The sequence below is a fragment of the Vreelandella nanhaiensis genome, assembly GCF_003990185.1.
GTDB lineage: Bacteria > Pseudomonadota > Gammaproteobacteria > Pseudomonadales > Halomonadaceae > Vreelandella > Vreelandella nanhaiensis.
In genome coordinates, this window is record NZ_RZHF01000015.1 from 414,232 (window position 1) to 438,371 (window position 24,140).

The 24,140-nt window shown below is 55.7% G+C and carries 21 protein-coding genes and 1 tRNA gene; 12 read left to right on the forward strand and 10 right to left on the reverse strand.

Annotated elements, in window-relative coordinates; all coding sequences use genetic code 11:
- Positions 1 to 7: 7 nt before the first annotated feature.
- The 4 genes from fdhD to ELY38_RS12180 are packed head-to-tail and all read right to left on the reverse strand — an operon-like array spanning position 8 to position 5,776.
- Entirely contained in the window at positions 8 to 844 is an 837-nt protein-coding gene (fdhD, locus tag ELY38_RS12165) for a formate dehydrogenase accessory sulfurtransferase FdhD (RefSeq protein WP_127062544.1), read from the reverse strand.
- Positions 841 to 3,732, reverse strand: coding sequence for a formate dehydrogenase subunit alpha (fdhF, locus tag ELY38_RS12170; RefSeq protein WP_127062545.1), 2,892 nt, complete (start codon positions 3,730 to 3,732; stop codon positions 841 to 843). Before fdhF ends, fdhD begins: the two co-directional genes overlap by 4 nt.
- A complete protein-coding gene (locus ELY38_RS12175; protein ID WP_127062546.1) occupies positions 3,729 to 5,285 on the reverse strand; it encodes a formate dehydrogenase beta subunit in 1,557 nt (518 codons plus the stop codon). The genes fdhF and ELY38_RS12175 overlap by 4 nt, the downstream gene beginning before the upstream one ends.
- Positions 5,282 to 5,776 (reverse strand): formate dehydrogenase subunit gamma, encoded by a 495-nt coding sequence (locus ELY38_RS12180; protein ID WP_127062547.1) that lies wholly within the window; start codon positions 5,774 to 5,776, stop codon positions 5,282 to 5,284. Before ELY38_RS12180 ends, ELY38_RS12175 begins: the two co-directional genes overlap by 4 nt.
- A gap of 137 nt (positions 5,777 to 5,913) precedes the next feature.
- Here ELY38_RS12180 and ELY38_RS12185 point away from each other — a divergent pair, with 137 nt between their 5' ends.
- The gene (locus tag ELY38_RS12185) at positions 5,914 to 6,987 is read left to right on the forward strand and encodes a substrate-binding domain-containing protein (protein ID WP_127062548.1); all 1,074 of its coding nucleotides are present in this window, start codon (positions 5,914 to 5,916) and stop codon (positions 6,985 to 6,987) included.
- Positions 6,988 to 7,069: 82 nt separating this feature from the next.
- Here the strand turns inward: ELY38_RS12185 and ELY38_RS12190 are convergent, their stop codons facing one another.
- The 3 genes from ELY38_RS12190 to dctP are packed head-to-tail and all read right to left on the reverse strand — an operon-like array spanning position 7,070 to position 9,327.
- A complete protein-coding gene (locus ELY38_RS12190) occupies positions 7,070 to 8,332 on the reverse strand; it encodes a TRAP transporter large permease (protein ID WP_127062549.1) in 1,263 nt (420 codons plus the stop codon).
- Positions 8,329 to 8,856 (reverse strand): TRAP transporter small permease, encoded by a 528-nt coding sequence (locus tag ELY38_RS12195; RefSeq protein WP_127062550.1) that lies wholly within the window; start codon positions 8,854 to 8,856, stop codon positions 8,329 to 8,331. The genes ELY38_RS12190 and ELY38_RS12195 overlap by 4 nt, the downstream gene beginning before the upstream one ends.
- Positions 8,857 to 9,327, reverse strand: coding sequence for a TRAP transporter substrate-binding protein DctP (gene dctP, locus ELY38_RS12200; RefSeq protein ID WP_422822332.1), 471 nt, complete (start codon positions 9,325 to 9,327; stop codon positions 8,857 to 8,859).
- A gap of 266 nt (positions 9,328 to 9,593) precedes the next feature.
- On the opposite strand from dctP, the gene ELY38_RS12205 reads away from it, so the two are divergent.
- Positions 9,594 to 10,979: an FAD-binding oxidoreductase gene (locus ELY38_RS12205; protein ID WP_127062551.1), complete on the forward strand. Its 1,386-nt coding sequence runs from the start codon at positions 9,594 to 9,596 to the stop codon at positions 10,977 to 10,979.
- Positions 10,980 to 11,113: 134 nt separating this feature from the next.
- On the opposite strand, the gene ELY38_RS12210 is transcribed toward ELY38_RS12205, so the two are convergent.
- Entirely contained in the window at positions 11,114 to 12,112 is a 999-nt protein-coding gene (locus tag ELY38_RS12210) for a TRAP transporter substrate-binding protein (RefSeq protein WP_127062552.1), read from the reverse strand.
- A gap of 141 nt (positions 12,113 to 12,253) precedes the next feature.
- Here ELY38_RS12210 and ELY38_RS12215 point away from each other — a divergent pair.
- Positions 12,254 to 12,330, forward strand: a tRNA-Arg gene (locus ELY38_RS12215).
- A 489-nt stretch (positions 12,331 to 12,819) separates the two neighbouring features.
- Here ELY38_RS12215 and ELY38_RS12220 read toward each other — a convergent pair.
- Complete coding sequence (locus ELY38_RS12220; RefSeq protein WP_127062553.1) at positions 12,820 to 13,614, reverse strand: IclR family transcriptional regulator domain-containing protein; 795 nt, start codon at positions 13,612 to 13,614, stop codon at positions 12,820 to 12,822.
- Positions 13,615 to 13,975: 361 nt separating this feature from the next.
- Between ELY38_RS12220 and ELY38_RS12225 the strand changes: the two genes are divergently transcribed.
- The 3 genes from ELY38_RS12225 to ELY38_RS12235 all read left to right on the forward strand — a co-directional run bounded on the left by ELY38_RS12225 (position 13,976) and on the right by ELY38_RS12235 (position 16,856).
- The gene (locus ELY38_RS12225; RefSeq protein ID WP_127062554.1) at positions 13,976 to 15,478 is read left to right on the forward strand and encodes an SLC13 family permease; all 1,503 of its coding nucleotides are present in this window, start codon (positions 13,976 to 13,978) and stop codon (positions 15,476 to 15,478) included.
- A gap of 110 nt (positions 15,479 to 15,588) precedes the next feature.
- The gene (locus ELY38_RS12230; RefSeq protein WP_127062555.1) at positions 15,589 to 16,410 is read left to right on the forward strand and encodes a 3-oxoadipate:acetyl-CoA acetyltransferase; all 822 of its coding nucleotides are present in this window, start codon (positions 15,589 to 15,591) and stop codon (positions 16,408 to 16,410) included.
- Between the two features lie 38 nt (positions 16,411 to 16,448).
- Positions 16,449 to 16,856, forward strand: coding sequence for a nuclear transport factor 2 family protein (locus ELY38_RS12235; protein WP_127062556.1), 408 nt, complete (start codon positions 16,449 to 16,451; stop codon positions 16,854 to 16,856).
- A gap of 12 nt (positions 16,857 to 16,868) precedes the next feature.
- Here the strand turns inward: ELY38_RS12235 and ELY38_RS12240 are convergent, their stop codons facing one another.
- Positions 16,869 to 17,774 carry a LysR family transcriptional regulator gene (locus ELY38_RS12240; RefSeq protein WP_127062557.1) on the reverse strand — a complete coding sequence of 302 codons (906 nt, stop codon included), beginning with the start codon at positions 17,772 to 17,774 and terminating at the stop codon, positions 16,869 to 16,871.
- A 203-nt stretch (positions 17,775 to 17,977) separates the two neighbouring features.
- On the opposite strand from ELY38_RS12240, the gene salA reads away from it, so the two are divergent.
- From salA to benB, 6 genes are all read left to right on the forward strand, one after another.
- On the forward strand, positions 17,978 to 19,270 hold the full coding sequence (salA, locus tag ELY38_RS12245; RefSeq protein WP_127062558.1) for a salicylate 1-monooxygenase: 1,293 nt from the start codon (positions 17,978 to 17,980) through the stop codon (positions 19,268 to 19,270).
- A 442-nt stretch (positions 19,271 to 19,712) separates the two neighbouring features.
- Entirely contained in the window at positions 19,713 to 20,831 is a 1,119-nt protein-coding gene (locus ELY38_RS12250) for a muconate/chloromuconate family cycloisomerase (RefSeq protein ID WP_127062559.1), read from the forward strand.
- Positions 20,832 to 20,887: 56 nt separating this feature from the next.
- Positions 20,888 to 21,178 (forward strand): muconolactone Delta-isomerase, encoded by a 291-nt coding sequence (catC, locus tag ELY38_RS12255; protein WP_127062560.1) that lies wholly within the window; start codon positions 20,888 to 20,890, stop codon positions 21,176 to 21,178.
- 63 nt (positions 21,179 to 21,241) lie between these two features.
- Positions 21,242 to 22,216 carry a catechol 1,2-dioxygenase gene (gene catA, locus ELY38_RS12260; RefSeq protein ID WP_127062561.1) on the forward strand — a complete coding sequence of 325 codons (975 nt, stop codon included), beginning with the start codon at positions 21,242 to 21,244 and terminating at the stop codon, positions 22,214 to 22,216.
- 75 nt (positions 22,217 to 22,291) lie between these two features.
- The gene (locus ELY38_RS12265) at positions 22,292 to 23,659 is read left to right on the forward strand and encodes a Rieske 2Fe-2S domain-containing protein (protein ID WP_127062562.1); all 1,368 of its coding nucleotides are present in this window, start codon (positions 22,292 to 22,294) and stop codon (positions 23,657 to 23,659) included.
- A gap of 26 nt (positions 23,660 to 23,685) precedes the next feature.
- The coding region (benB, locus tag ELY38_RS12270; protein WP_127059553.1) for a benzoate 1,2-dioxygenase small subunit at positions 23,686 to 24,140 on the forward strand (455 nt) is incomplete at its 3' end.

A 24,140-nucleotide genomic window follows, 5' to 3' on the forward strand; every position in this document is an offset into this window, starting at 1 on the left:
TCTCTCCTCAACCTTGAGCAGTAGCGGGGCGGTGGTAGATCAAGTGGCGGCCAGGACGCACAAAACCCGCCAGCAGCAGGCCTGCCGTTTGGGCCTGCTCGACGGCCAAGGCTGTTGCCGCCGAGACGGCCGCCAGCGCGCCAATGCCAGCGCTGGCGCACTTATGCACCATTTCGTAGCTGGCCCGACTGGAAACCAGCACAAAGCCCTTTTCAAGCGGTACGCTATCGCGGGCCAGTGTGCCAATCAGCTTGTCTAGCGCATTATGGCGGCCGACATCCTCGCGCAGCCGCTGAATGTGACCCTGCAAATCGCACCAGGCAGCGCCGTGTACGGCTCCCGTTGCTGCCTTTAGTGGCTGATGGGCATTTAATTCACCGAGCGCGTGCTGAATGGCTGCGTCATCAAGAGAGGGCGCGATTACCGCAGGGATCGGCCGAATCGCCTGTTCAAGCGCCTCGGTGCCGCACAGCCCGCAGCCGGTGCGCCCGGTCATGCTACGGCGGCGCTGCTTGAGTTCGGCCAGCCGCTGGCTGGCGATACTCAGATGAACGGCCAAGCCTTGGGCTTCTTCATGAAGCTCCAGGTCGTAGCATTCGTGGGGATGGGCCAGAATACCCTCTGTTAGGCTGAAACCCAGCGCCAGATCTTCAAGATCAGAGGGACTTGCCATCATCACCGCGTGGGAAATGCCGTTGTAAACCAGCGCTACCGGCACTTCCAGCGCCAGTGCGTCCTCTTGTCTATCGGCAACCCAGCCGGTCGCGCTCTTGCGCACCTCAACCGGCTGGCGCGCCAGGGCGGCCGCCGATTGGGTGGAGACATTGTCGCACGCTGCGCTCACGGCGCCTCCTGTTGCGCTCTGGCCAGATAGCCGCGCTGGGCCTGGTCAAAGGAGGTGAAGCGCTGCTGCCAAGCGGAGGGCTGGCTGACTTTTTCTACCTGCACGGCGGTAACCTTGTATTCAGGGCAGTTAGTGGCCCAATCCGAGTTATCGGTAGTGATAACGTTAGCGCCACTGCCAGGATGGTGGAAAGTAGTGTAGACCACCCCCGGCTGCATGCGATCACTTAGCCGGGCGCGCAGTACCGTCTGGCCCGATCGGCTGGTAATACCTAGCCAGTCGCCGTCACGAACGCCGCGCAGCTCCGCATCACTGGGGTGCAGCTCCAGTACATCTTCGTTGTGCCACTGCTGGTTATCGGTACGCCGGGTCTGGGCGCCCACATTGTACTGGCTGAGAATCCGACCAGTGGTGAGCAGCAGCGGGAAGCGCCGGTTGGTGCGCTCTTCGGTGGCCACGTACTCGGTAATCGCAAAACGGCCCAGTCCGATTGGGAAGCTAATCTCGTGCATGGTCGGCATGCCTTGGGGATTATCGTCGTTACACGGCCATTGCAGACTGCCATACTCTTCCAGCTTCGCGTAGCTCACCCCGGTAAAGCTTGGCGTTAGCTGAGCGATCTCATCCATAATTTCAGAAGGATGCGTGTAGTGCATCGGGTAGCCCAGCGCATTGGCCAGGTCCTGCGTGATTTCCCAATCCTGCTTGCCGGCCACCGGTGGCATGACCTTGCGCACCCGGTTGATGCGCCGCTCGGCGTTGGTGAAGGTGCCGTCCTTCTCCAGAAAGCTGGAACCCGGCAGCAGTACATGGGCGAACTTGGCCGTCTCGTTGAGGAAGATATCCTGAACGATCAGGCAGTCCAGCGAGCGCAACGCCGCCTCAACGTGCTGGGTGTTAGGATCGGATTGCGCGATATCCTCGCCCTGCACGTAGAGCGCCTTGAAGCTGCCTTCGATCGCGGCATCGAACATGTTGGGAATGCGCAGCCCCGGCTCGTTGTCCAGGGTCACGCCCCAAGCGGCCTCAAAACGGCCACGGGCTATTGGGTCTGCGACGTGCTGATAGCCCGGAAGCTCGTGAGGGAAAGAACCCATGTCACAGGAACCCTGCACATTGTTCTGGCCGCGTAGCGGGTTGACGCCCACGCCTTCGCGGCCAATATTGCCGGTGGCCATGGCCAGGTTGGCGATCCCCATCACCATGGTCGAACCTTGGCTGTGCTCGGTCACGCCCAAGCCGTAGTAGATCGCGCCATTGCCAGCCGTGGCATAGGTGCGTGCCGCTTGGCGCACAGCCTCGGCGGGCACACCGGTAATCATTTCGCTAGCCTCGGGGGAATGGCGCGGGTCAGCGATAAAGCCGCGCCAGCTCTGATACGCTTCAGTATCACAGCGCTTGGTCACGAATGCCTTGTCTTCTAAGCCTTCGGTAACCACCACATGCCCAAGCGCGTTGATGAGGGCCACGTTGGTGCCGGGGCGCAGCGGCAGGTGCTGGGCTTCGCTCAAGTGAGGCGTCTTGAGCAAGTCGATATAGCGCGGGTCGGCGACAATCAGCTTCGCTCCTTGGCGTAGACGCTTACGCATCAGCGAGCCGAATACCGGGTGAGCGTCGGTGGGATTGGCGCCAATCACGATAATCGCGTCGGCCTTCATCACCGAGTCAAAGGTCTGGGTGCCCGCTGACTCGCCCAACGTGGTCTTCAGGCCATAGCCGGTGGGCGAGTGGCAGACCCGAGCGCAGGTGTCGGTGTTATTGTTGCCAAATGCCGCGCGGATCAGCTTCTGGACCAGATAAGTCTCTTCGTTAGTGCAGCGAGACGAAGTGATACCGCCGATGCTCTCGCGACCATGTTCAGCCTGAATCGCTTTCAGGCGGCTGGCGGCAAAACCGATGGCCTCTTCCCAGCTAGCCTCGCGCCATGGCTGGTCGATGCTCTCGCGAATCATTGGTGTTGTCAGGCGGTCTGGATGAGAAGCGTAGCCAAAAGCGAAGCGCCCCTTCACGCAAGAGTGGCCGTGGTTGGCGTCGCCGCCCTTGTAAGGCACCATGCGCACTAGCTTATCGCCCTTCATCTGGGCCTCGAACGAGCAGCCCACGCCGCAGTAGGCGCAGGTGGTCACTACGCTGCGGTCGGGCACGCCCTGATCGATCACGCTGTTTTCCATCAGCGTGGCTGTCGGGCAGGCCTGCACGCAAGCACCACATGAGACGCAGTCCGAATCCATGAACGCCTCGTCCTGCCCCGCCGATACCTTGGACTCAAATCCGCGGCCATCGATGGTCAGGGCAAAGGTGCCCTGCACTTCCTCGCAGGCGCGCACACAGCGCGAGCAGACGATGCACTTGCTGGGGTCAAAGCTGAAGTAGGGGTTGGATTCGTCTTTGACGGCTGCAAGATGGTTCTCGCCTTCGAACCCGTAGCGTACTTCGCGAAGGCCCACGCTGCCCGCCATATCCTGCAGCTCGCAGTCGCCGTTGGCCGGGCAGGTCAAACAGTCCAGCGGGTGGTCGGAGATGTACAGCTCCATCACGTTACGGCGTAGCTTGGCCAGCCGCTCATTCTGGGTGGTGACCTTCATGCCTTCAACTACTGGCGTGGTGCAGGCGGCGGGCATACCGCGCCGCCCCTCTACCTGCACGGCGCACAGCCGACAGGAGCCAAAAGGCTCCAGGCTATCGGTGGCGCACAGCTTTGGAATGTTGATATCGGCCAGCGCCGCTGCACGTAGCACTGAAGTTCCTTCCGGCACGCTGATGGTGACGCCGTCAATTTCCAGATTCACCAAGGCCGTGCCGAGCGTCTGAGACGGGAGGGGGGTGCCGAGGTCTTTGCCGTGCGCTGCGTTCTTGGCGTACTTTTTGGGATCAAAGTGTCCGATCATGATCTGTCTCCGTTCGCTGCCCGCTGGAAATCATCGGGGAAGTGGGCGAGGGCGCTTTGCACCGGGAAGGGGGCCATGCCACCCATGGCGCAGAGCGAGCCATCCACCATCGTTTCGCAGAGGTCATGGAGCAGGGCGAGGTTGGCCTCGCGGTTTTGGTTGGCGCGGATACGATCAATCACCTCCACGCCACGGGTCGAGCCGATACGACAGGGCGTACACTTACCGCAGGACTCCACCTTGCAAAATTCCATTGAGAAGCGCGCCTGTTCGGCCATGTCCACGCTCTCATCAAACATCACTACGCCACCGTGGCCCAGCACCGCGCTTTCCGCGGCAAAAGCTTCGTAGTCCAGCGGCAGGTCCCACTGGGATTCCGGCAGGTAAGCGCCCAGCGGGCCGCCCACCTGTACGGCGCGCAGCGGTTTGCCACTTAGTGTGCCGCCGCCGAACTCCTCCATCAAGGTGCGCAGTGTGGCACCAAAGGCTAGCTCCACTAGGCCACCGCGCTTGACGTTGCCCGCCAGTTGCAGCGCCAGTGTGCCCCGGGAACGACCCATACCGTGGGTGGCGTAGGCCTCGGCGCCTTCGGCAAGAATAAACGGCACAGCGGCCAGCGAGAGCACGTTGTTAACCACTGTAGGGCGGCCAAACAGCCCCTCGATGGCGGGTAGTGGCGGCTTGAAACGCACCAGGCCACGTTTGCCTTCCAGGCTTTCAAGCAAAGAGGTCTCCTCACCACAAATATACGCCCCAGCACCCAGGCGCACTTCAAGGTGAAAGGCGCGGCCGCTACCGCATAGGTTATCGCCTAGGTAGCCGGCCTGTTCGGCGCGGGCAATCGCCTCGTCAAGAATTTCTTTGGCCAGCGGGTATTCCGAGCGCAGGTAGATGTAGCCCTGAGTCGCCTTCACCGCGAGTCCGGCAATGGTCATGCCCTCGATCAGCATGTAGGGGTCGCACTCCATCACCAGACGGTCGGCGAAGGTGCCAGAGTCGCCCTCGTCGGCGTTGCAGACGATATATTTCTGATCGGCGGGCGTGTCGAGCACTGTCTGCCACTTGATGCCGGTGGGGAATGCCGCTCCCCCGCGACCGCGTAGCCCGGAGGCTTTCACCTCCTCAACGATATCCTGCGGCTCGCGTTGCAACGCTGCCTCAAGGCCGTAGAAACCGGTATGGGCGCGGTAATCCTCAATTGATAACGGGTCGGTGATGCCGATGCGGGCAAAGGTCAGGCGCTGCTGGCGAGCGAGATAAGCGATCTCTTCTGTTGGCCCTAGTGCCAGTGGGTGGCTGATGTTGCCTTCCAGTAGGCCGCTATCGAGCAGAGCGGTGACGTCGTTAGGCGAAACCGGACCGTAGGCGAACCGGCCGATGGGAGTTTCCACCTCGACCAGTGGCTCAAGCCAGGCAAGCCCGCGGGAGCCGTTGCGCACTAGAGTGATCGAATGGCCACGAGTGGCGGCTTCCCTTGCCAGACGGTTAGCGACGGCATCGGCGCCCAGTGACAGTGCCGTGGTATCACGGGGTACAAAAACGCGAATACTCATCCCATTACCTCCAACGGCCGGGTTTGCAGCTCATCCATCAGCGCATCGAAGGCCTCGGGGGTAACCCGCCCGCGCACGCTGTCGTCCACGCGGATGGACGGCCCGCAGGCGCAGTTTCCCAGGCAGTAAACCGCTTCAAGGGTGATTTCACGGTCGCTGGTCGTCTGATGGTAATCAATCCCAAGATGCGCCTTGGCGTGGGCTTCTAGTTGGCGGGCGCCTACCGCCTGACAGGCCTCTGCACGGCAAATCTGCACCACGTGGCGACCTGGCGGTGCGGTTCGAAAGTGGTGATAGAAGCTGATAACCCCATGCACTTCGGCACGGGTCTGCTGCAGCGACTCGGCGATAAGGGGGATGGCATCCGAGGGAATAAAGCCAAAGCGGTCCTGGAGGGCATGAAGAATCGGCAACAACGCGCCTGGCTTGTGTTTAAGAGCGTTGATCTCGGCCTGAATCGACTGCGACGACCATTCTCGAGACTCATTCATCAGGTCTCTCCTGGTGCTGATTATTATCTAATAAATATGCACAACTCTGCCTGTTTAAAATTGCTTATTAAAAAGAGCGTGCACCACGGTTATTGCAACGCTAGCATCAACCCAATAAGGACAAAATATGAAAAATAATGCCTATGAATAAAACCACGCAAAAAATCAGTGTCATCCCCTCTTGGTGCTTTCGCGATGAGGCAGGCAACCAGCTTGATTTACATCTGCTTCGCCTGCTTGAGGCGGTCTATCGGCGGGGAAAACTAACCCTTGCTGCTGGCGATGTTGGCATTTCATATCGCCATGCCTGGAATCTTTTGCGTCAGGGTGGGGAGTTTTTTGGTGTGCCGCTGGTGGAGCTGCAACGCGGGCGCGGTGCACGGCTTTCGCTGCTGGGCGAAAAACTACTATGGGCTGAGCAGCGTGCCATCGCCCGTTTAGGACCGCAGTTGGAAAGCCTGGGCTCCGAGCTTAATCTCGCCATTCAGCAACAACAGCAAGGGGCGCTATCGGTTTTACGCCTGCACGCAAGCCATGGATTTGCCGTGGAATTACTCCCCAAGCACCTACACGAAATACCGCTGGATTTACAGTATTGTAGCCCCCAGGAGTCGCTGGCAGCGCTCAACCGGGGAAGCTGCGATCTGGCGGGTTTTCACCTGCCGCGTGGCAAGGTTGGTGAGCGTGTTCGCATCGCCTACCAAGGCCTGCTAAAACCCCGACAGCATCGGGTGATCGGTTTTATCGCTAGAACCCAAGGGCTGATGGTGGCGCCGGGGAACCCGCTAGGCATCACGGGCGTTGAATCGCTTGTCGATAATTCCGTGCGCTTCGTTAACCGCCAACTCTCCTCGGGTACGCGCTCGCTACTGGACTGCCTGTTAAAAGAGGCGGCGGTTTCAAGCAAGAAGATTCGCGGATTTGAAATCGAGGAGTTTACCCACTCCGCCGTGGCGGCCTATGTGGCCGCCGGCATGGCGGATACCGGCTTTGGCGTGGAGGCCGCTGCGCAGAAGTTCGGGCTCGACTTTATACCGCTGGCTATCGAAGATTACTTGCTGGCTTGCCACCATCGCTCTCTAAAAGAGCCTCGGTTTCGCGCCTTTCTGGAGATATTGCAAGGTGAGCCCTTTCAGGAAGCAGTCGAGCGCCTGCCGGGCTATAGCCCAAGCCAGTGTGGCAATATTATTGAAGTGGCAAGCCTTCTATAGAAGTAAGGGGCTTAAAACGCTATGGGGCATGCCAAATGGCACGCCCCATAGCGTTAATCCCTGCAAAGCGCTTTATACGTCGTTAATTACCCGACCAGCCCATTAATATCGGCACGTACACTACCAGAAGCAGTACGCCAACCAGCCCCAGCAGGTAAGGCACGATGGCGCGCGTGATCCGCTCAAGCGGCAGTTGGGTCACCGACGATGCCACATACAGGTTAATTGCCACCGGCGGCGTGATCATGCCAATGGAGAGCCCCACCACAATGATCAGGCCGAAGTGGATCGGGTCGATTCCCAGCTGTAGAACGAGCGGCAGCAGTACCGGCGTGAGGATAATCAATGCGCTGGCCGTTTCGATAAACACACCGGTCAGCAGAATGACGGCGACCACCAGCAGCATGATAATCAGCGGGTTGGTGGAGAGCGACAGCACCGATTGGGCGATAGCGCCGGGCACCTGCCAGCTAGACAGCGTCCAGCTCAGCACCGCCGACATGGCAATGACCAGCATGATGACAGCCGTGGTCATGGCCGAACGAATCAGTAGCCGGTACACCTGGGACAGAGTTAAGTCACGGTAGACAAGCAACGACACCAGCAGCGCATAGTTGACGGCGACCACCGCCGCCTCAGACGGCGTGAAAATACCTGAGAAGATACCGCCCAAGATAATCACCGGCGTCATCAACCCCCAGCTGGCAGCTTTCAGCGTACGCCAGATGGTCGTCAAGGAAAGCGGCGTGCCCTTGGGGTACTGACGTTTGTAGGCTTGGGTAATAGCAATTGCCATTAAGCCCAAGCCCATCGCCAAGCCGGGAAGAAAGCCACTCAAGAACAGCTTGGATACCGATTGCTGGGCAATCACCGCATAGATGATCATGGGCACGGAGGGCGGAATCACCACGCCGATCGTACCGCTGGCGGCAATCAGACTGGCCGCTGAGGCCGGGTCATACCCCTTGCGCTTAAGCTCCGGCACCAAGCTTGAACCGACCGCCGCCGTAGTGGCCGCCCCGGAACCTGAAATGGCCGCAAAGAACATGCCCGCCATGACGGACACGATCGAAAGCCCCCCGCGCATAAAGCCCACCAGGGAGTCAGCAAAACTCACCAGTCGCTCGCTCACCTTGCCTTGGGCCATTAAGTCGCCCGCGAGGATGAACATGGGAATCGCGACCAGCGCAAACGAGTTGATGCCCTGAAACATCTGCTGGGTAACCACCATCAGCGGCACGCCCGACTGATACAGGGCATACAGCGTGCTTGCGCCAATCGCAAAGGCAATCGGAACGCCCAGCAGCATGAACAGGAAGAACAGGCCAAATAGCAGCATGGTCATGGCGTCTGTTCTCCCATCGGCTGTTTAGGTTTACCTTCAAATAGCAGTTCAAGCAGGTCGACCACGGCATACCAGGCCATGATGGCCGCACTGATCGGCATCACGGCATACACATAGGACATGGGAAGGCGCAGCGAGGCGGATTTCTGGAAACTCTGCACCTGCATATAGCGATAACCAATCACCACCAGCGTAATCATGAAGGCGATAACCGCCAGCACCGCCAGCATCCGCGCTACCTGGCGTAGCCGGGCGGGGAGCGCGTCGACGGCAAAGGTGACGGCGATATGGTGACCGCGCTGAAAGGCCAGCGTGCCGGCCAGAAAGGTAATCCAGATCAGCAGAAAACGGGCGACCTCTTCGGTCCAGCCCACCGCCGTGAACAGCACCCGCGAGACGATCTGGAGCGTGATCACCCCGATCAGAGCCGCCATGCCGATAAACACGACAGGCTGGATGATGGCATCCAGCCCGCGCTCAACCCACCGTAGCGGTGTTAACAACGTTTGAGAAAAAGTGGCCACTTACTGCAACGCCTCTTGGATACGCGGTAGATGATCGCCAAACTGCTGGCCGTACTTCTCATACACAGGAGCGACGGTGGCCTGGAAGGCTTCAAGGTCTGAGGGCAGCTTAAAAACAGAGAACTCATCGACAAAGTTGGCCACCGGGCCGTTGGTAATCACGCCCATATCCACGGTGCCGATCTGTATGCCTTCCAAAAGTGTGCGCTCATCGCCCAGGCTGGCATTGGGGTAAATATCCACCGTGACTACGCCATCGGTTTTCTCGCTCACCAGCTCTTGAAAGCGCGCTGCGGCGATATGATAGGTGTCTTCGGTATTCACCACGTGGGCAAGGCGCAGCGTGGTGGGCGTAATCTCAGCGGCCTGACTGGTGAGTGAGGCACTAAGCAGACCCAAGCAGGCAGCAGAGCCGGTAGGACGTCTCAATAATGCAGGGGTAAAAAGGCAAAAGCTGGCGAGGCTATTCACAATATCTCCTGGGTGGGTTCGGTTGTTATTATGGGGGTGAGGGGGACAGTCAGGCTTCATCTATACCACATCGGCCTTGGCGCACAAATGCCTTCATTTTACCCAATTATTTAGCTGAAAAATAAAAATACTTTATAAAACCCAGGTTTGAATCGAGCATAGGCTAACAGTGGGTTGGCAATGCCTGCGAAAGAATGAGCAGACACGTAGTTAAAAACGGCCCACCAACCTGCTGCAACCGCCGTATTAATGAATACAGGAACCTTATGAACTCTTTGATTAGCGATCTGATAGCGATAGTGGGCGAAAGCGGTGTACTGCTGGGTGAAGACGTGGCCCAGCGCAGCGTTGACTGGTTTACCGGCGCGCCATGCCAGGCCAAGGCGATCGTACGCCCGCAAACCACCGAGCAGCTCAGCAAGGTCATGGCGCTTTGCTATCAGGCAGACCAGCCGGTCGTGACCCACGGCGGCCTGACCGGTGTGGTGCATGGCGGCATCGCAAGCCCTGATGAGCTGGTGGTTTCGCTGGAGCTGATGAATCAGATCGAAGAGATCGACGCGGTAGGCTCCACCATGCAGGTGCAGGCAGGCGTCACGCTTCAGCGCGTTCAGGAAGCGGCACAAGAGATCGATATGCAGTTCCCGCTCGACCTAGGGGCTCGGGGTTCTTGCACCATTGGCGGCAATATTGCCACCAATGCAGGCGGCATCCGGGTTATTCGCTATGGCATGATGCGCCAGCAGGTACTGGGTCTTGAAGCGGTACTAAGCGATGGCACCGTGGTCAGCTCGCTTAACAAGATGCTAAAAAACAATGCCGGTTACGACGTGAAGCAGCTGTTTATCGGCAGCGAAGGCACCCTGGGCGTTGTGACCCGCGCAGTGCTGCGCCTGCAGCCCTATATGCCCAGCGAACAAACAGCCCTGGTGGCGGTACCTTCCTTTGACGCCTTGACCGCGCTGCTTAACCTGGTTTCCAAGGAGCTTGCCAACAGCTTGAGTGCCTTTGAAGCACTATGGAACAGCCACTACAAGCTGATGACCATGGAAGGCAGCAAGCACGCACCTTTGCTTTCCACCGACTCTCCCTTCTACGCCATTATTGAAACCCTGGGACTGGATGAAGAGCAGGACGCCGAAGCCTTCGCTCAGGTGCTGGAAACCGCCATGGAAAAAGAACTGATCACCGATGCGGTGCTGGCGAATTCCAGCGCCCAGCGTGAAGGCATCTGGGCGGTGCGCGAAGACATCGAATGGCTGGTAAGATCGCTCAAGCCGCTGTTCTCCTTCGATATCAGCCTGCCGATTCCGCATATGGACGAGTACGTTAATAACCTGGAGAAGGCGCTTAACGAGCAGTTCGCAGAAAGCGCCGAGATCCTTGTGTTCGGCCACCTGGGCGATGGCAACCTGCACATCATGATTACGGTACGCGACGACAGCCTGCAAAGCCGCCGCCAGGTGGAGGAGCTGGTGTACGGCTCACTGGTGAAATACAACGGCTCGATTTCCGCCGAGCACGGCGTAGGGTTAGAGAAAAAAGAGTACCTGAAGCTCTCCCGCTCACCGGAAGAGATCGACCTGATGAAGCGTATGAAGCAGGCGCTGGACCCCAAGGGGCTATTAAACCCCGGCAAGATTCTGGGTTAAGCGGTCTCATCAGCCCGATAAAGCAAAAGGCCACCTTGCGGTGGCCTTTTTGTTACCCGTAAGCGGTGAAGCGCAGCGTTACTGTGTCACCGTTACTATGTCTCCATTACTATGTCTCCGTTCCTATGCCAGCGTTACTCAGCCAGCGCTTCACGGATACGCGGCAGGTAATCACCAAACTGCTGACCGTACTGCTCATAGATGGGAGCTACCGCCTCTTGGAAGGCTGCAATATCCGGCGTTTCGTTGATCTCCATGCCGGCTTCTTTCAGTGAGGCCAGCTGCTCGGCTTCCATCTCAGCATTCATCTGGCGCTCGTACTCGGCGGCTTCCTGAGCGGCTTCTTCAATCACGGCCTGGGCGTTTTCAGGCAGCTTGTTCCAGGCGGGCATGCCCATCACAAAAATGGCCGGCGCGTAGGTATGGCGCGAGAGTGTCATGTAGGTCTGGGTTTCATCCAGTTTAAACGAGTGCACCACGTTCACCGGGTTTTCCTGGCCATCAATGGTGCCCTGCTGCATCGCGGTCAGCGCTTCGTTCCATGCCATGGGAATGGCGTTGGCGCCCAGCGCGCGGAAGGTATCGGTGTAAACCGGGTTTTCCATTACGCGGATGCGTAGGCCATCCATATCGTCCGGCGTGTTAACGGCGCGCTCGCTGTTGGTCAGGTTACGGAAACCACGCTCGGCGTAAGCCAGGCCTTTCAGGTTAACCTCGGAAAGCTTGTCCAGAAGCTCCTGGCCGATCTCGCCATCCAGCACGCCGTAGGCGGCCTCGGGCGAGGGGAACAGGAAGGGCAGTTCAAACACCGCCATCTCTTCCACAAAGTTGGCCACCGGGCCGTTGGTGATCACGCCCATATCTACGGTGCCGATCTGCATCCCTTCAAGCAAGGTGCGCTCGTCGCCCAAACTAGCGTTGGGGTAAATCTCGATGTTTACCTTGCCATCGGTGCGCTCCTCCACCAGCTCTTCGAACTTGGTGGCTGCCAGATGAAAGCCGTCCTGTTCGTTGACCACGTGCGCCAGGCGCAGGGTAACCGGGTCCATATCGTCAAAATCAGCCGCGTTGGCAGTACCTGCCAGCGCCAGAGAGATGCCTAGAGCCAGCGTGTTCAGTGTAAATGTTTTCATTTTTATGTGTTCCCTATACGTAAAAAGAGAAAGTGCCTGCAAAGCATGCACCACACGGGGGAAAACGGTCAATCCAACGCGCAGTAAAGCCGCCGCATGGCTGGACACAGCGCGCCCACACAGGTACGATACGCACCCAATGCGCCCGTAGCTCAGTTGGATAGAGTGTCGGCCTCCGAAGCCGAAGGTCGTAGGTTCAATTCCTACCGGGCGCGCCATTATTTCAAGGGCTTACGTTAACTCGTAAGCCCTTTTATTTTGCGTGTGCCAAGCTCGCCAACATTAGAGCTAATACCGTTATCAATCTAATGACTTTTAGCTTTTACCTGGTACAAGATGCGGCACAGGCTTGTCAGCGCACACCCATCCATTCCGCAAGCTATTGATTCGCTCTCTATCGTTAGCGTTGTAGTAATGCGCTGATAAAAATTCCATCCAGAGAAGACGTTGGCGTGGCAAGCAGTAGTGCAACGTTAACTATCAACTATCAATCAATATGCACTGACAGTTGGCTCGTGCCCTTTAGTAGCGCCAATGACCATCTTCGGCATAGCATGTCTGTTCATAATGAGATTATCGTTAAATAAGGTTAGTTATAACTTTAATTAAGTTCATAGTATTAGTTCTGAGAAAAGGTTAAAGTGTCATCTTTAGGAATGCTTTATGACCAAAGAGCGACTTACGTATGCTTTTTCTGGTTAGAGAATCTAAATGCTTACTGATTGATGAATGAGCTGAGCTTTTTCCACCAATAGCATGTGGTAATTGTGCAGTAGAGTTTGCATATCTACACGGGCGGCGTTGGTGCTAATATTCATGGCACCTATTAATTTATCGTGATTGTCAAATACGGGGACAGCAATTGCTCGCAACCCCGGATCTAACTCCTGATCTGAGATAGCATAACCTTGTTGACGCACCTTATCGATACACTCCTTAAGGCTCTCTTTATCAGTGATAGTTTTATCGGTATATCGTTTCAATGAGATGCGCTCTAGGTAAGCGTTTAGCGCTGTTTCAGGCAACTGTGCTAATAATATACGACCAATCGATGTATACGCTGCCGGTAACCGCGTGCCCGCTGATAGAGCAATCGCCATCAAACGATGCGGTGCCGATGAGCGCGCCACATTAATAACATCGTCTCCATCCAGCACTCCAAGTGAGGATGACTCGCCGCTTTCCGTTGTAATATCTTCCAAACACTGTTGTATAACGCTGTGATAATTATTTGCCGAAAGATGCGAATACCCAAGCTGCAGTACTTTAGGAGCGAGTTCAAAGTAAAGCTGTTGCTTACGCACATAGCCTAATGCCTGCAGCGTTAGCAAGAGTCGCCGTGTTTTCGCTCGATTCATTCCCGTGCGTTCAGTGACCTCGCCCAACGTCATTCGTGGATGGGAATTATCAAAGGCAATGATGACCTCCAAGCCACTAGCCAAGGCTGTTACGAAGTCACGGTCATCAGGCTTAAGCGTCTTTTTCTGGTGGAAGTCTTTCACTCTTATCTTCTCATCAAATCTACGAATAGTCTGCCAGTAAATTAATATAATGTTCGAATAGCGAATAGTTATACTTTTTTTTGTTTTTTACTGATTAATAATGGAGAGCATCCATTAGTCGTAAGCTATAGGTCGTAACTTTGGGGAATACCCTAGACCCTATACCTTAGCCATGAATATATGAATCACGAAAAAATATTAATATAGCTCGTGTCCAGCTGATTTATTTAGCTGTAAAGCGTTCTTTGTTATTAAGATGATTGTCTCAATTAGGTATGTGCATCAACCTTAGAGGTATTGGCGGCTCGGCACGTAAGTCGTAACACTTACCTGCATTGTTATTTCTATGCGGGGAACGACCATGACGCAATCCACCAGGGCCGTCGAACAGACATCCTACGCGGAAACCTCTGCTTTCAAGCCGATCTCTCTTGTGCTGGGTGTCATTATTGGCCTGGGTGTACTCTTCCTGTTGCCCGAAACGCTAGCCTTCAATGCTCGTCTTGTGGCGGGCATTGCGATGCTGATGGCCACGTGGTGGATGACTGAGGCGATTCCTATTCCGGCCACATCGCTGTTACCGTTGGTACTCTTTCCTTTCTTCGATATTGCTTCAGTGGGTGCAACGGCTTCACCCTATGCTCATAGCATTGTCTTTTTGGTGTTAGGAGGTGTTCTGCTAGGCTTGGCAACGCAGCGCTGGAACTTACATAGGCGCTTCGCGTTACTGACGGTGCTCACCGTGGGTACCAAGCCAGCTCAAATCGTCTTCGGTTTAATGTTCGCTAGCTGGTTTATCACCATGTGGGTCAGCAACACTGCCACCGCTGTCATTATGGTGCCGATCGGGGGCTCAATCATTGCGTTAGTGAAGTCGCTGGGTAATGGTGATGACACGCCTAAGTTTTCCGCCGCCGTGCTGCTGGGCATTGCTTATGCCATCACCATTGGCTCCATGGCCACGCTAATTGGCCAGCCGCCGATGGCGCTAATGCGCGCCTACATGGAAGATGCCCACGGGCTGAGTATCGGCTTTGGTCATTGGATGCTAGTGGGTGTGCCATTCTCGTTCACCATGCTAATACTGGCCTGGTTCATCCTCAGCAAGCTAGTGTTCCGCTCGGAAGCCGAGAGTATCAAGGGGGGCCGAGCGATGATCGAGTCAGAACTTAAGACCATGGGCCGACTATCGCCTGAAGAGGCTCGAGTCCTAATGGTTTTTGCTGGGGCGGTCTTCTGCTGGGTCTTCGTACCGTTAATCGCGAGAATTCCTGTAGTGCAGAGTGCGCTGCCTTGGTTGGGTAACATCAACGACACCAGTGTAGCGATTCTCTCGGCGATTCTGATGTTTGTGATCCCTGCCTCTAATGGCAAAGGGGCATTGCTAGAGTGGTCGGCCACGCGTGATGTGCCTTGGGGGGTACTGATTTTGTTTGGCGGTGGCTTAACACTCTCAGCTCAGTTTACCGCTACTGGCTTGAGTGCCTGGGTTGGTGAGAGCGTCTCGGGATTGTCGGGACTGCCGCCAATTTTGATTTTGGCCATCACCGCTATCGTGATCATCCTATTGACCGAACTTACCAGCAACACGGCAACGGCGGCTGCCTTCTTCCCCATTATGGGTTCTATTGCCGTTGGGTTGGGCATTGAGCCTTTCCTAATGACTATCGTGGTTACCTTTGCCGTGAGCTGCGCCTTCATGTTGCCGGTGGCAACGCCTTCCAATGCGGTGGCTTTCGCTACAGGGGATCTTCCAATCAAGAGCATGATCCGGGCAGGCATCTGGCTCAACGTTATCGGCTTGCTGGTGATTATGATCGCGCTCTACACCATTGTCCCCCTCGTATTCGATGTCTCTTTCTAAAACGTGGCTGTCAACATCATTGGCAGCGATTCAGGTTTGATGGTAGTTAATAACCGTTCTATTTGTTCGCATTACAAATTAGTGTTCTCAATAAGAACAAAGGAGTTTTTATGTCTCAGCCTTGCATAATTTGCGTCGCCATTACCGGCAGCCTGCCGCGCAAAGAGAATAACCCCGCCGTACCGATTACGGTGGAAGAGCAGATTGAAAGCACCCAGGCGGCGTTTGAAGCGGGCGCCACCATTGCTCACTGTCATGTGCGTAACGATGATCAAACGCCTTCATCCGACCCGGAGAAGTTTGGCCACCTGATGGAAGGGCTCAAGAAACACTGCCCCGGTATGATTATTCAGCTTTCTACCGGCGGGCGATCTGGCGCTGGTGAAGCACGCGGTGGGATGCTGCCGCTGAAGCCTGATATGGCCAGCCTCTCGGTGGGTTCCAACAACTTCCCCAACCGTGTTTACGAGAACCCGCCGCAGCTGGTGGAGTGGCTTGCCGATGGGATGCTCACGTACGGCATCAAACCCGAGATCGAGGCGTTTGATCTGTCACATATCCACCAAGCGGTGAATCTTTCAAAGCAAGGCAAGCTAAAGACGCCGCTCTACGTGCAGTTCGTAATGGGCGTTAAAAATTCTATGCCAGCGGACAAACCTACGTTTGATTTTTATATTGAAACGCTCAAGCGTCTGGCACCGGATGCACAGTGGTGCGGCGCGGGCATTGGTGCCAATCAATATCTGCTCAATGAGTGGTCGATTGCTGCAGGCGGCCATACCCGTACAGGGCTTGAAGATAACGTGCGCCTAGACAGCGAAACGCTGGCGCCTTCCAACGCGGCGTTGGTTGAGCGCACCGTAGCCCTATGCGAAAAGTACCAGCGGCCGGTGGCTACCTGGCAACAGGCACGTGAGATACTTGGGTTATAAAAAAGTAAAACCGACAATTAAACCATAGGAGTTAAGTTATGACGGATATTACTATCGTGGGTGATGCACCTGAGATTGATGAGATTAAGCGTGTTGTTCAGCTATATGTTGATGGTTTTCAAGGCAGAAGAGAGAAGCTGGAGGAGGCGTTTCATAAGGATGCGTTGATTTTTGCTTTAGACGCTGATGGTGCGTTAGCGACTGACCTGATTAGCGATCGCTTCGAGCGTTGGGCTGATAGTCAACGTGCAGTGAAGAGCCGCTTTATTGCAGTGACGCAGGCTGGGGAAGTCGCCAACGTGATACTAGGCTTTGATAATAGCGACAACCTTGAGGATTCTTGGGTTGATGTGATTGCTTTGGTGAAAGTCGACGGCGCTTGGAAGATTACCAACAAAACGGCTGCTCATAGCACTCGCGCGGCGTGGGCAAAGCCCCATTCCTAGGCGTAAAGGCACCTATTCAGAGAACATAGAAAACATGAGCCCTCTTAACCAGCGGTTGCCGGGATCTTGATGAAAACGGCGGTGCCAGAAAAGATTAATCGGAATCTCTGGAAACGCGAAAGGGTGTTCGCGAACGGTGAGTTCAAAGCGTTCACACGTCGCCTCGGCTAATTTGTCGGTCACCGTTACTACTAGATCGCTGCTGCTGACAATATAGGGAACAGCAGCGAAATTTGGCAGAGTTAGCCTGACGGGGCGATTGACGCCCGCGCGAACAAGCTGCTCTTCTACCACCCCGTGGCCGGTTCCCTGAGCAACAACCACGGCGTGGTGGGCTGAGCGAAACGTCTCTAAGCTAAAGTCGCCAGTGGCGAGGGGATGGTCATGGCGCATCAGGCAGACATAGCGTTGTGCAAACAGCCGCTGCTGATAGAAACCGGCTCCCAGCTGGGGGATCAATCCCACGGCTAGATCAATCTGCCCCTCTTCCATCTCATACTTCAAACCATGACTGTGGCTGCGCACAGTGCTAAGCGAGACGCCCGGCGCTACGTGTGATAGGTGTTGCAGTAAGCGCGGTAGAAAGACAATTTCGCCAATATCTGTCATGGTGAGATTAAAGGTGCGCTCACTCAACGCCGGGTTAAAAACGTCGCCTAGGTTTAAGGTGTTACTCATGCGTGCCAACGCATCCGCAATGCCGGGGTGTAGCTGGCTAGCGCGTGGCGTTGGCTGGAGCCCTTGCGAGGTGCGCTCGAAGAGTTCGTCATTCAGTAAGTGGCGCAAGCGCTTTAGTGCATGACTCACCGCTGGCTGCGTAATACCTAGACGTAGCGCGACCCGCTGAGTATTTCGCTCTTGATATAGCAGGTCAAATACCACCAGCAAGTTCAGGTCAATATTGGCAAGTTTAACCATCAGGATGCGCCATGCCAGGCGTTCGACAATAGTCGATTACAATCATGGTTAATGTTTTCAACTCGTTCATTCATATTGTTATTAGCGCCGTTTATAGCCTTTATAAAGAGGGCTGTGTGGTGACCGCTGCTGCATCCTAATAGCGTTAAGGGCAGAGCATAAAATCAACATGATAACGATAAATTTCTGAGTGGAGAAAAAACATGCCTTCCAAACAGACTCAGCAGAAACGACTTTCGATTGGCATCGTGGGCGGTGGCATTGGCGGCGTCGCCTTGGGCGTTGCGCTATCACGCCATCGGCATCTGGACGTGCAACTGTTCGAAGCGGCTCCCCAGTTCTCCGAGATTGGTGCGGGCGTCTCCTTTGGTCCCAATGCGGTGAAGGCCATTCAGCTGTTGGGTCTGGAAGCATCATATCAACAGATTGCCGATTCATCACCAGCGCCCTTTGAGGATGTCTGGTTCGAGTGGCGGCGTGGCAGTGATGATACCTACCTCACCGCCAGCATGGCGCCAGGCGTTGGTCAATCCTCGGTACATCGTGCCGATTTTCTCGATGCGATTGTTGCCAATCTGCCTGAAGGCATCGCCCACTTTGGCAAACGCTGTATAGATGTTAATCAAGATGATGACAGCGCCACCGCCAGCTTCGACGATGGCACCCACTTTACTGGCGATGTGATCATCGGCTTTGATGGTATTAAGTCGGCAGTGCGGCGCCATGTGCTCCCCCCGGAGCAGTACGGCGAGATTGCCCCGTTCTGGAGTGGCACTTACGCCTATCGCGGCATGATTCCCACTGATGAGCTAGAGGCAGCTCTAGAGGCTAAAGGCAGCGAGAAGCGCCTGGCATTGGTGCCTCAGATGTATCTTGGCAAAGACCGCCATATTCTAACATTTCCGGTTAAGCAGTCACAGCTGGTTAATGTTGTGGCCTTCATTACTGATCGGTCGACACCGAACCCTAAGCTGCCCGAAGACGAAGAGTGGGTTCAAGCCGTCAGCCAAGAGGGAATGTTAGAAGTATTTAAAGGCTGGAGCCCGGCTTGCCAAGCCATTCTCGAATGCATTCCTGAGCCAACGCGCTGGGCGCTGCATGAGTTACCTGAGCTTGCCCGCTACCAGCGCGACCGCGTACTGATTGTTGGCGACGCCGCCCATGCGTTAGTGCCTCACCAGGGGGCAGGTGCCGGTCAGGCACTGGAAGACGCCTATGTGCTGGCCACTCTGCTGGCGGATGCCAGTTGCCATCGCCATAATGTGAGCACTGTGTTGTCCGCCTTTGAACAAGTGCGCCATAGTCGTACTTGCAAAGTGCAGCGAACGTCCCATGAGGCGGGCGATGTCTACGAGTATGCAGGTGAAAACATTGGTGCCAATGAAACCAAGCTGATCGACAATCTGGAAAACCGCTTCGATTGGCTCTGGAGCCACGATCCGCACGATGATGTAATGGCGGCGCGGAAGATAGTAGCGGTAGCCACTGAGCATTAACTTCGAATTTAGCCCCGCAATACATCACTTTGCCACAGTGCCTCACTTTTTTGTCGCAAAAGAGGCCCCACTAGGGGCGCTGTGGTAAAAGGGGAAGGTGTGCCGCTCCCTTAATAGTTAGTAGTAGAGCTTGTATGATGAATACATCACTATAGTTTGCCGTTATTTATAATTCTTTTGTGAGTAGCTCATCGTTCAAGCAAGGCTATTTTGTTCAACTTTTTGATAAATAAAGGAAATAAACGGAAGCTGCGAGGCCTGATAGAGCTGGATAGAAGAAGAGGCGGCTAAATAGTGATAGTTACCCGCTAAAAATCAAGCAGTCATCACTCTGTAGTAATACCTACTCGGTATAGCCAAGCACCTAAACAATATTGGTTCCGACCTCTAACGCCAATCAAACTGATAGTAAGTTAAATGATTGCCATACGCCGGAGCCACCATGTCAACCACCATACAACATATTGAGACGCTACTGGTCGACTTACCGACCATTCGTCCTCACAAACTTTCAATGGCTACCATGGCCTGCCAAACCATGGTCATTGTGCGCATGCGCCACTCCGACGGTATCGAAGGGCTCGGCGAGGGCACCACCATTGGTGGTTTGGCCTACGGCCCGGAAAGCCCGGAGAGCATTAAGCGCAATATTGATACCTACCTAGCACCACTGCTGATCGGTCAGCCCTCTAATAACGTCCATCAACTACGCGCCCGACTTAACCGGCACGCTCGCGGCAACATGATCGCCAAGTCAGCATTAGAAACAGCATTGTTAGATGCGCAGGGCAAGCGCTTGGGATTGAGCGTTACCGAGCTGCTGGGTGGCGCGCGGCAAGCGCATTTACCTGTGCTTTGGACCCTTGCTAGTGGCGATACTGCCAAAGATATCGACGAGGCGCTGCTACGTTTAGATCAGCGCCGGCATTGCGACTTTAAGCTGAAAATTGGCGCTAATCCGGTCGAGCAAGACGTCCGCCATGTGGCAGCGATAAAAGAGGCGCTGGGCGATCGTGCTAGCGTGCGCGTTGACGTTAACCAGGCGTGGGATGAATCCACAGCGGTTCGCGGTATTCAAGTGCTGCAAGATGCCGGTATTGAGTTAATTGAGCAACCCATTCCCGCCCGTGAACATGCAGGCTTAGTACGTTTAGCTAATCGCTTTAACGTACCAATGCTCGCTGACGAGGCGGTGCAGGATGCCCGTGATGGGCTAGATCTGGTGTCCAGTGGTTTTAGTGGTGCCTTTGCGCTAAAGATTGCAAAATCCGGTGGTATTCATGGCGTACTGGAACTTGCTCATGTAGCTCAGGCAGCAGGCATTGGCTTATATGGAGGCACGCTACTAGAGGGCACCATCGGTACGGCCGCCTCACTGCACGCTTGGGCGACGCTGCCGGAAATGACATGGGGCACTGAGATGTTCGGGCCATTGCTACTGAAAGACGACATTGTCATCGACCCCCTTAACTACACCGAGTTTGGTGTTGAAGTGCCGCAAGGGGCAGGGCTGGGCATTACCTTAGATGAAGATAAATTGGCGCACTACTCACGTAAGTAAAAGCTACATAAATAAAGCTAACATTTGCGTTGCCCGCCATCAAAGAGGAGAGATGTATGCTGTTTCAAGTAGAGATGACCGTTAAATTACCGACCGATATGCCAGCCGAGCAAGCGGCCAAAATCAAAGCGACTGAAAAGGCTTATTCACAAGATCTGCAACATCAAGGCAAATGGCGCCACTTGTGGCGGGTGGCAGGCAGCTACTCAAATGTCAGTATTTTTGATGTTGAGGACAATGCCGAGTTGCAAGAGCTAGTCAGCAATCTGCCGCTATTTCCCTATATGGAAATCAACGTCAAACCGCTGTGTCGTCATCCCTCTTCTGTTCGTGAAGACGATACTTAAACCTGCAGAACACGCTAGTTCTTTTTACAAAATAATAGTCTATAAAAAAATATAGGTTTTACCATGACTGTGAAGATATTCGATACTCCCGAAGTCCAAGAGTTTGTCAAAACCGTGGCTGGCTTTGATCAGGCCGGTGGCAATGACCGCGCCAAGCAAATTGTCCATCGCCTGGTCGGCGATCTGTTCAAGCTGATCGACGACTTCGACGTCACCGAGGAAGAGTACTGGGCAGGGGTGAACCTGCTCAATGCCCTGGGCAGTCAGACCCAGTTCGGCCTGCTCTCACCGGGGCTGGGTTTTGACCACTTCCTCGACATGCGCCAAGACGCCATCGATGCCGAAGCCAAGCGCGTTGGCGGCACCCCGCGCACCATCGAAGGCCCGCTGTACGTAGCCGGTGCCCCGGAAGCCGAAGGCTTTGCACGCATGGACGATGGCAGTGATCCTGATGCTGAGGTGATGTGGCTAACCGGTCAGGTGCGCGATGTGAACGGCAACCCGATCGCCGGGGCCAAGGTTGAGATTTGGCACTGCAACTCCAAGGGCGGCTACTCGTTCTTTGATCCCTCCCAGGACGAGTACAACATGCGCCGCACGATCTATGCGGATAGCGACGGCCGTTATACCGCGCGCAGTATTATCCCCTCCGGCTATGGCGTGCCCGAAGGTGCACCGACGGATGTGGTGCTTAAGTCGCTGGGTCGCCATGGTGAACGTCCAGCACATATCCACTACTTCGTCTCCGCTCCGGGCCACCAACACCTAACCACTCAGATTAACCTCGCGGGCGACCCCTACACCTTTGATGACTTTGCCTTTGCCACCCGCGAAGAGCTGGTTGTCCCCGCCGAGCGGATCGAAGACCCGGCCGAGATCGCCAAGCGCGATTTGGACGGCCCGTTCTCTCACGTTGTGTTCGATGTGGAACTGGCTAAAACCGACGCTGCCGAGCTACAGGTTCGTCACGCCCGTCCTCGGGCCAAAGAAGACGAACAAGACCTGGCCAGCCAGCTTGCCGGTACCGCCAAGGTTTAACCCTCATACCTTGAACAAGGCGGGCCTTCCCCTTGGCCCGCCTTAGCGAGACCAATAATTACGAGGAGAGAGATCATGACCACGCAGCTTGATCAGCTCGAAGCCCGCGTTCGCAATGCCGTTCAAGACGACCCTGACCAGGGCATCTTCCGTTGCCACCGCAGCATGTTCACCGACCCTGCCTTCTTCGAACTGGAGATGAAGCACATCTTCGAAGGCAACTGGCTGTTCCTGGCCCACGAGAGCCAAGTCGCTGAACCAGGTGATTACATGACCGTCACTATGGGTCGTCAGCCCGTACTCATTACCCGCGACAAGCAAGGCGAGCTGCACGGCCTGATCAACGCCTGTGCGCACCGCGGTGCCACCCTATGCCGCCGTAAGCGCGGCAACAAGGGTACCTTTACCTGCCCGTTCCACGGCTGGACGTTCAAAAACGACGGCCAACTGCTCAAGGCCAAAAACGAGAAGGTCGGCGCCTATCCGGATAACTTCAAACAGGATGGCTCCCACAACCTCAAGCGCCTACCGCGCTTTGAAAACTACAAAGGCTTCCTGTTCGGCAGCTTGAGTGACGACGTTCAACCGCTCGAACAACACCTCGGCGAAACCACCAAGGTCATCGACAACATCGTCGACCAAGCCCCCGAAGGCCTGGAAATTCTGCGCGGTACCTCGTCGTACACCTATACCGGCAACTGGAAGTTACAGGCCGAAAATGGCGCGGACGGCTACCACGTCAGCTCCGTGCACTGGAACTACGCCTCCACGATGGAACGCCGTAACTACGATGCTGGCGGCACCAAAGCGGTGGACGCCGACGGCTGGTCGAAGAGCAAAGGTGGCTTCTACTCCTACGAAAACGGCCACATGATGCTATGGACCCGGCTGCTTAACCCCGATGTTCGCCCGGTCTACCAGCACAAGGACTGGATCCAGGAACAGCTGGGTGAGGCCCGCGCCGATTCCATCGTCAACCAGACGCGTAACCTCTGCCTTTATCCCAACGTCTACCTGATGGATCAGTTCTCCACGCAAATCCGCGTGATCCGTCCGATCGCCGTGGACAAAACCGAAGTGACGATTTACTGCTTCGCGCCCAAAGGCGAGTCCGCCGAGGACCGACGTGTCCGTATCCGCCAGTACGAAGACTTCTTCAACGTCTCCGGCATGGGCACGCCCGACGACCTGGAAGAGTTCCGCGCTTGCCAAGAAGGCTACAACGGCGCCCTGGCCGAATGGAACGACCTCTCTCGCGGGGCCCAACAGTGGATCGAAGGCGCCGATGAAACGGCCCAAGCCATCGACATGAAGCCCCTGCTCAGTGGCGCCTCCCCGGAAGACGAAGGCCTTTACGTGCTGCACCACAAGCACTGGGTCAACGAAATGCTGCGCGCCATCGACAAAGAGCGCAGTCAGTTTATCGCCACTGCGTCCGCCTAAGCGCCTGAAGAGAGGAGAGAAGTGACATGAGCATTAGCTATCACGATATCCAAGCCTTCCTGTACCGCGAAGGCCGCTTATTGGACGACCGCCAGTGGGATGAGTGGCTCGCGCTGTATCGCAAAGACGCCGAGTTCTGGATGCCTGCCTGGGACGACGACGACCAGCTCACCCAGGACCCGCACAGCGAGATCTCACTGATCTACTACCCCAACCGGGAAGGGCTGGAAGATCGGGTCTATCGGATCAAGACCGAGCGCAGCGGGGCGAGTACGCCGGAACCGCGCACCACCCACCAGGTGACCAATCTGGAGATCTTGTCGCAAAACGGCGACACGATGGAGCTGCGGTTTAACTGGCATACGCTTAGCCATCGTTACAAGAAAACTGACAGCTTCTTTGGCACCTGCTTCTACACCCTGGATGTGTCGGGTGAGACCCCGTTGATCACAAGAAAAGTCGTGCAGCTGAATAACGACTA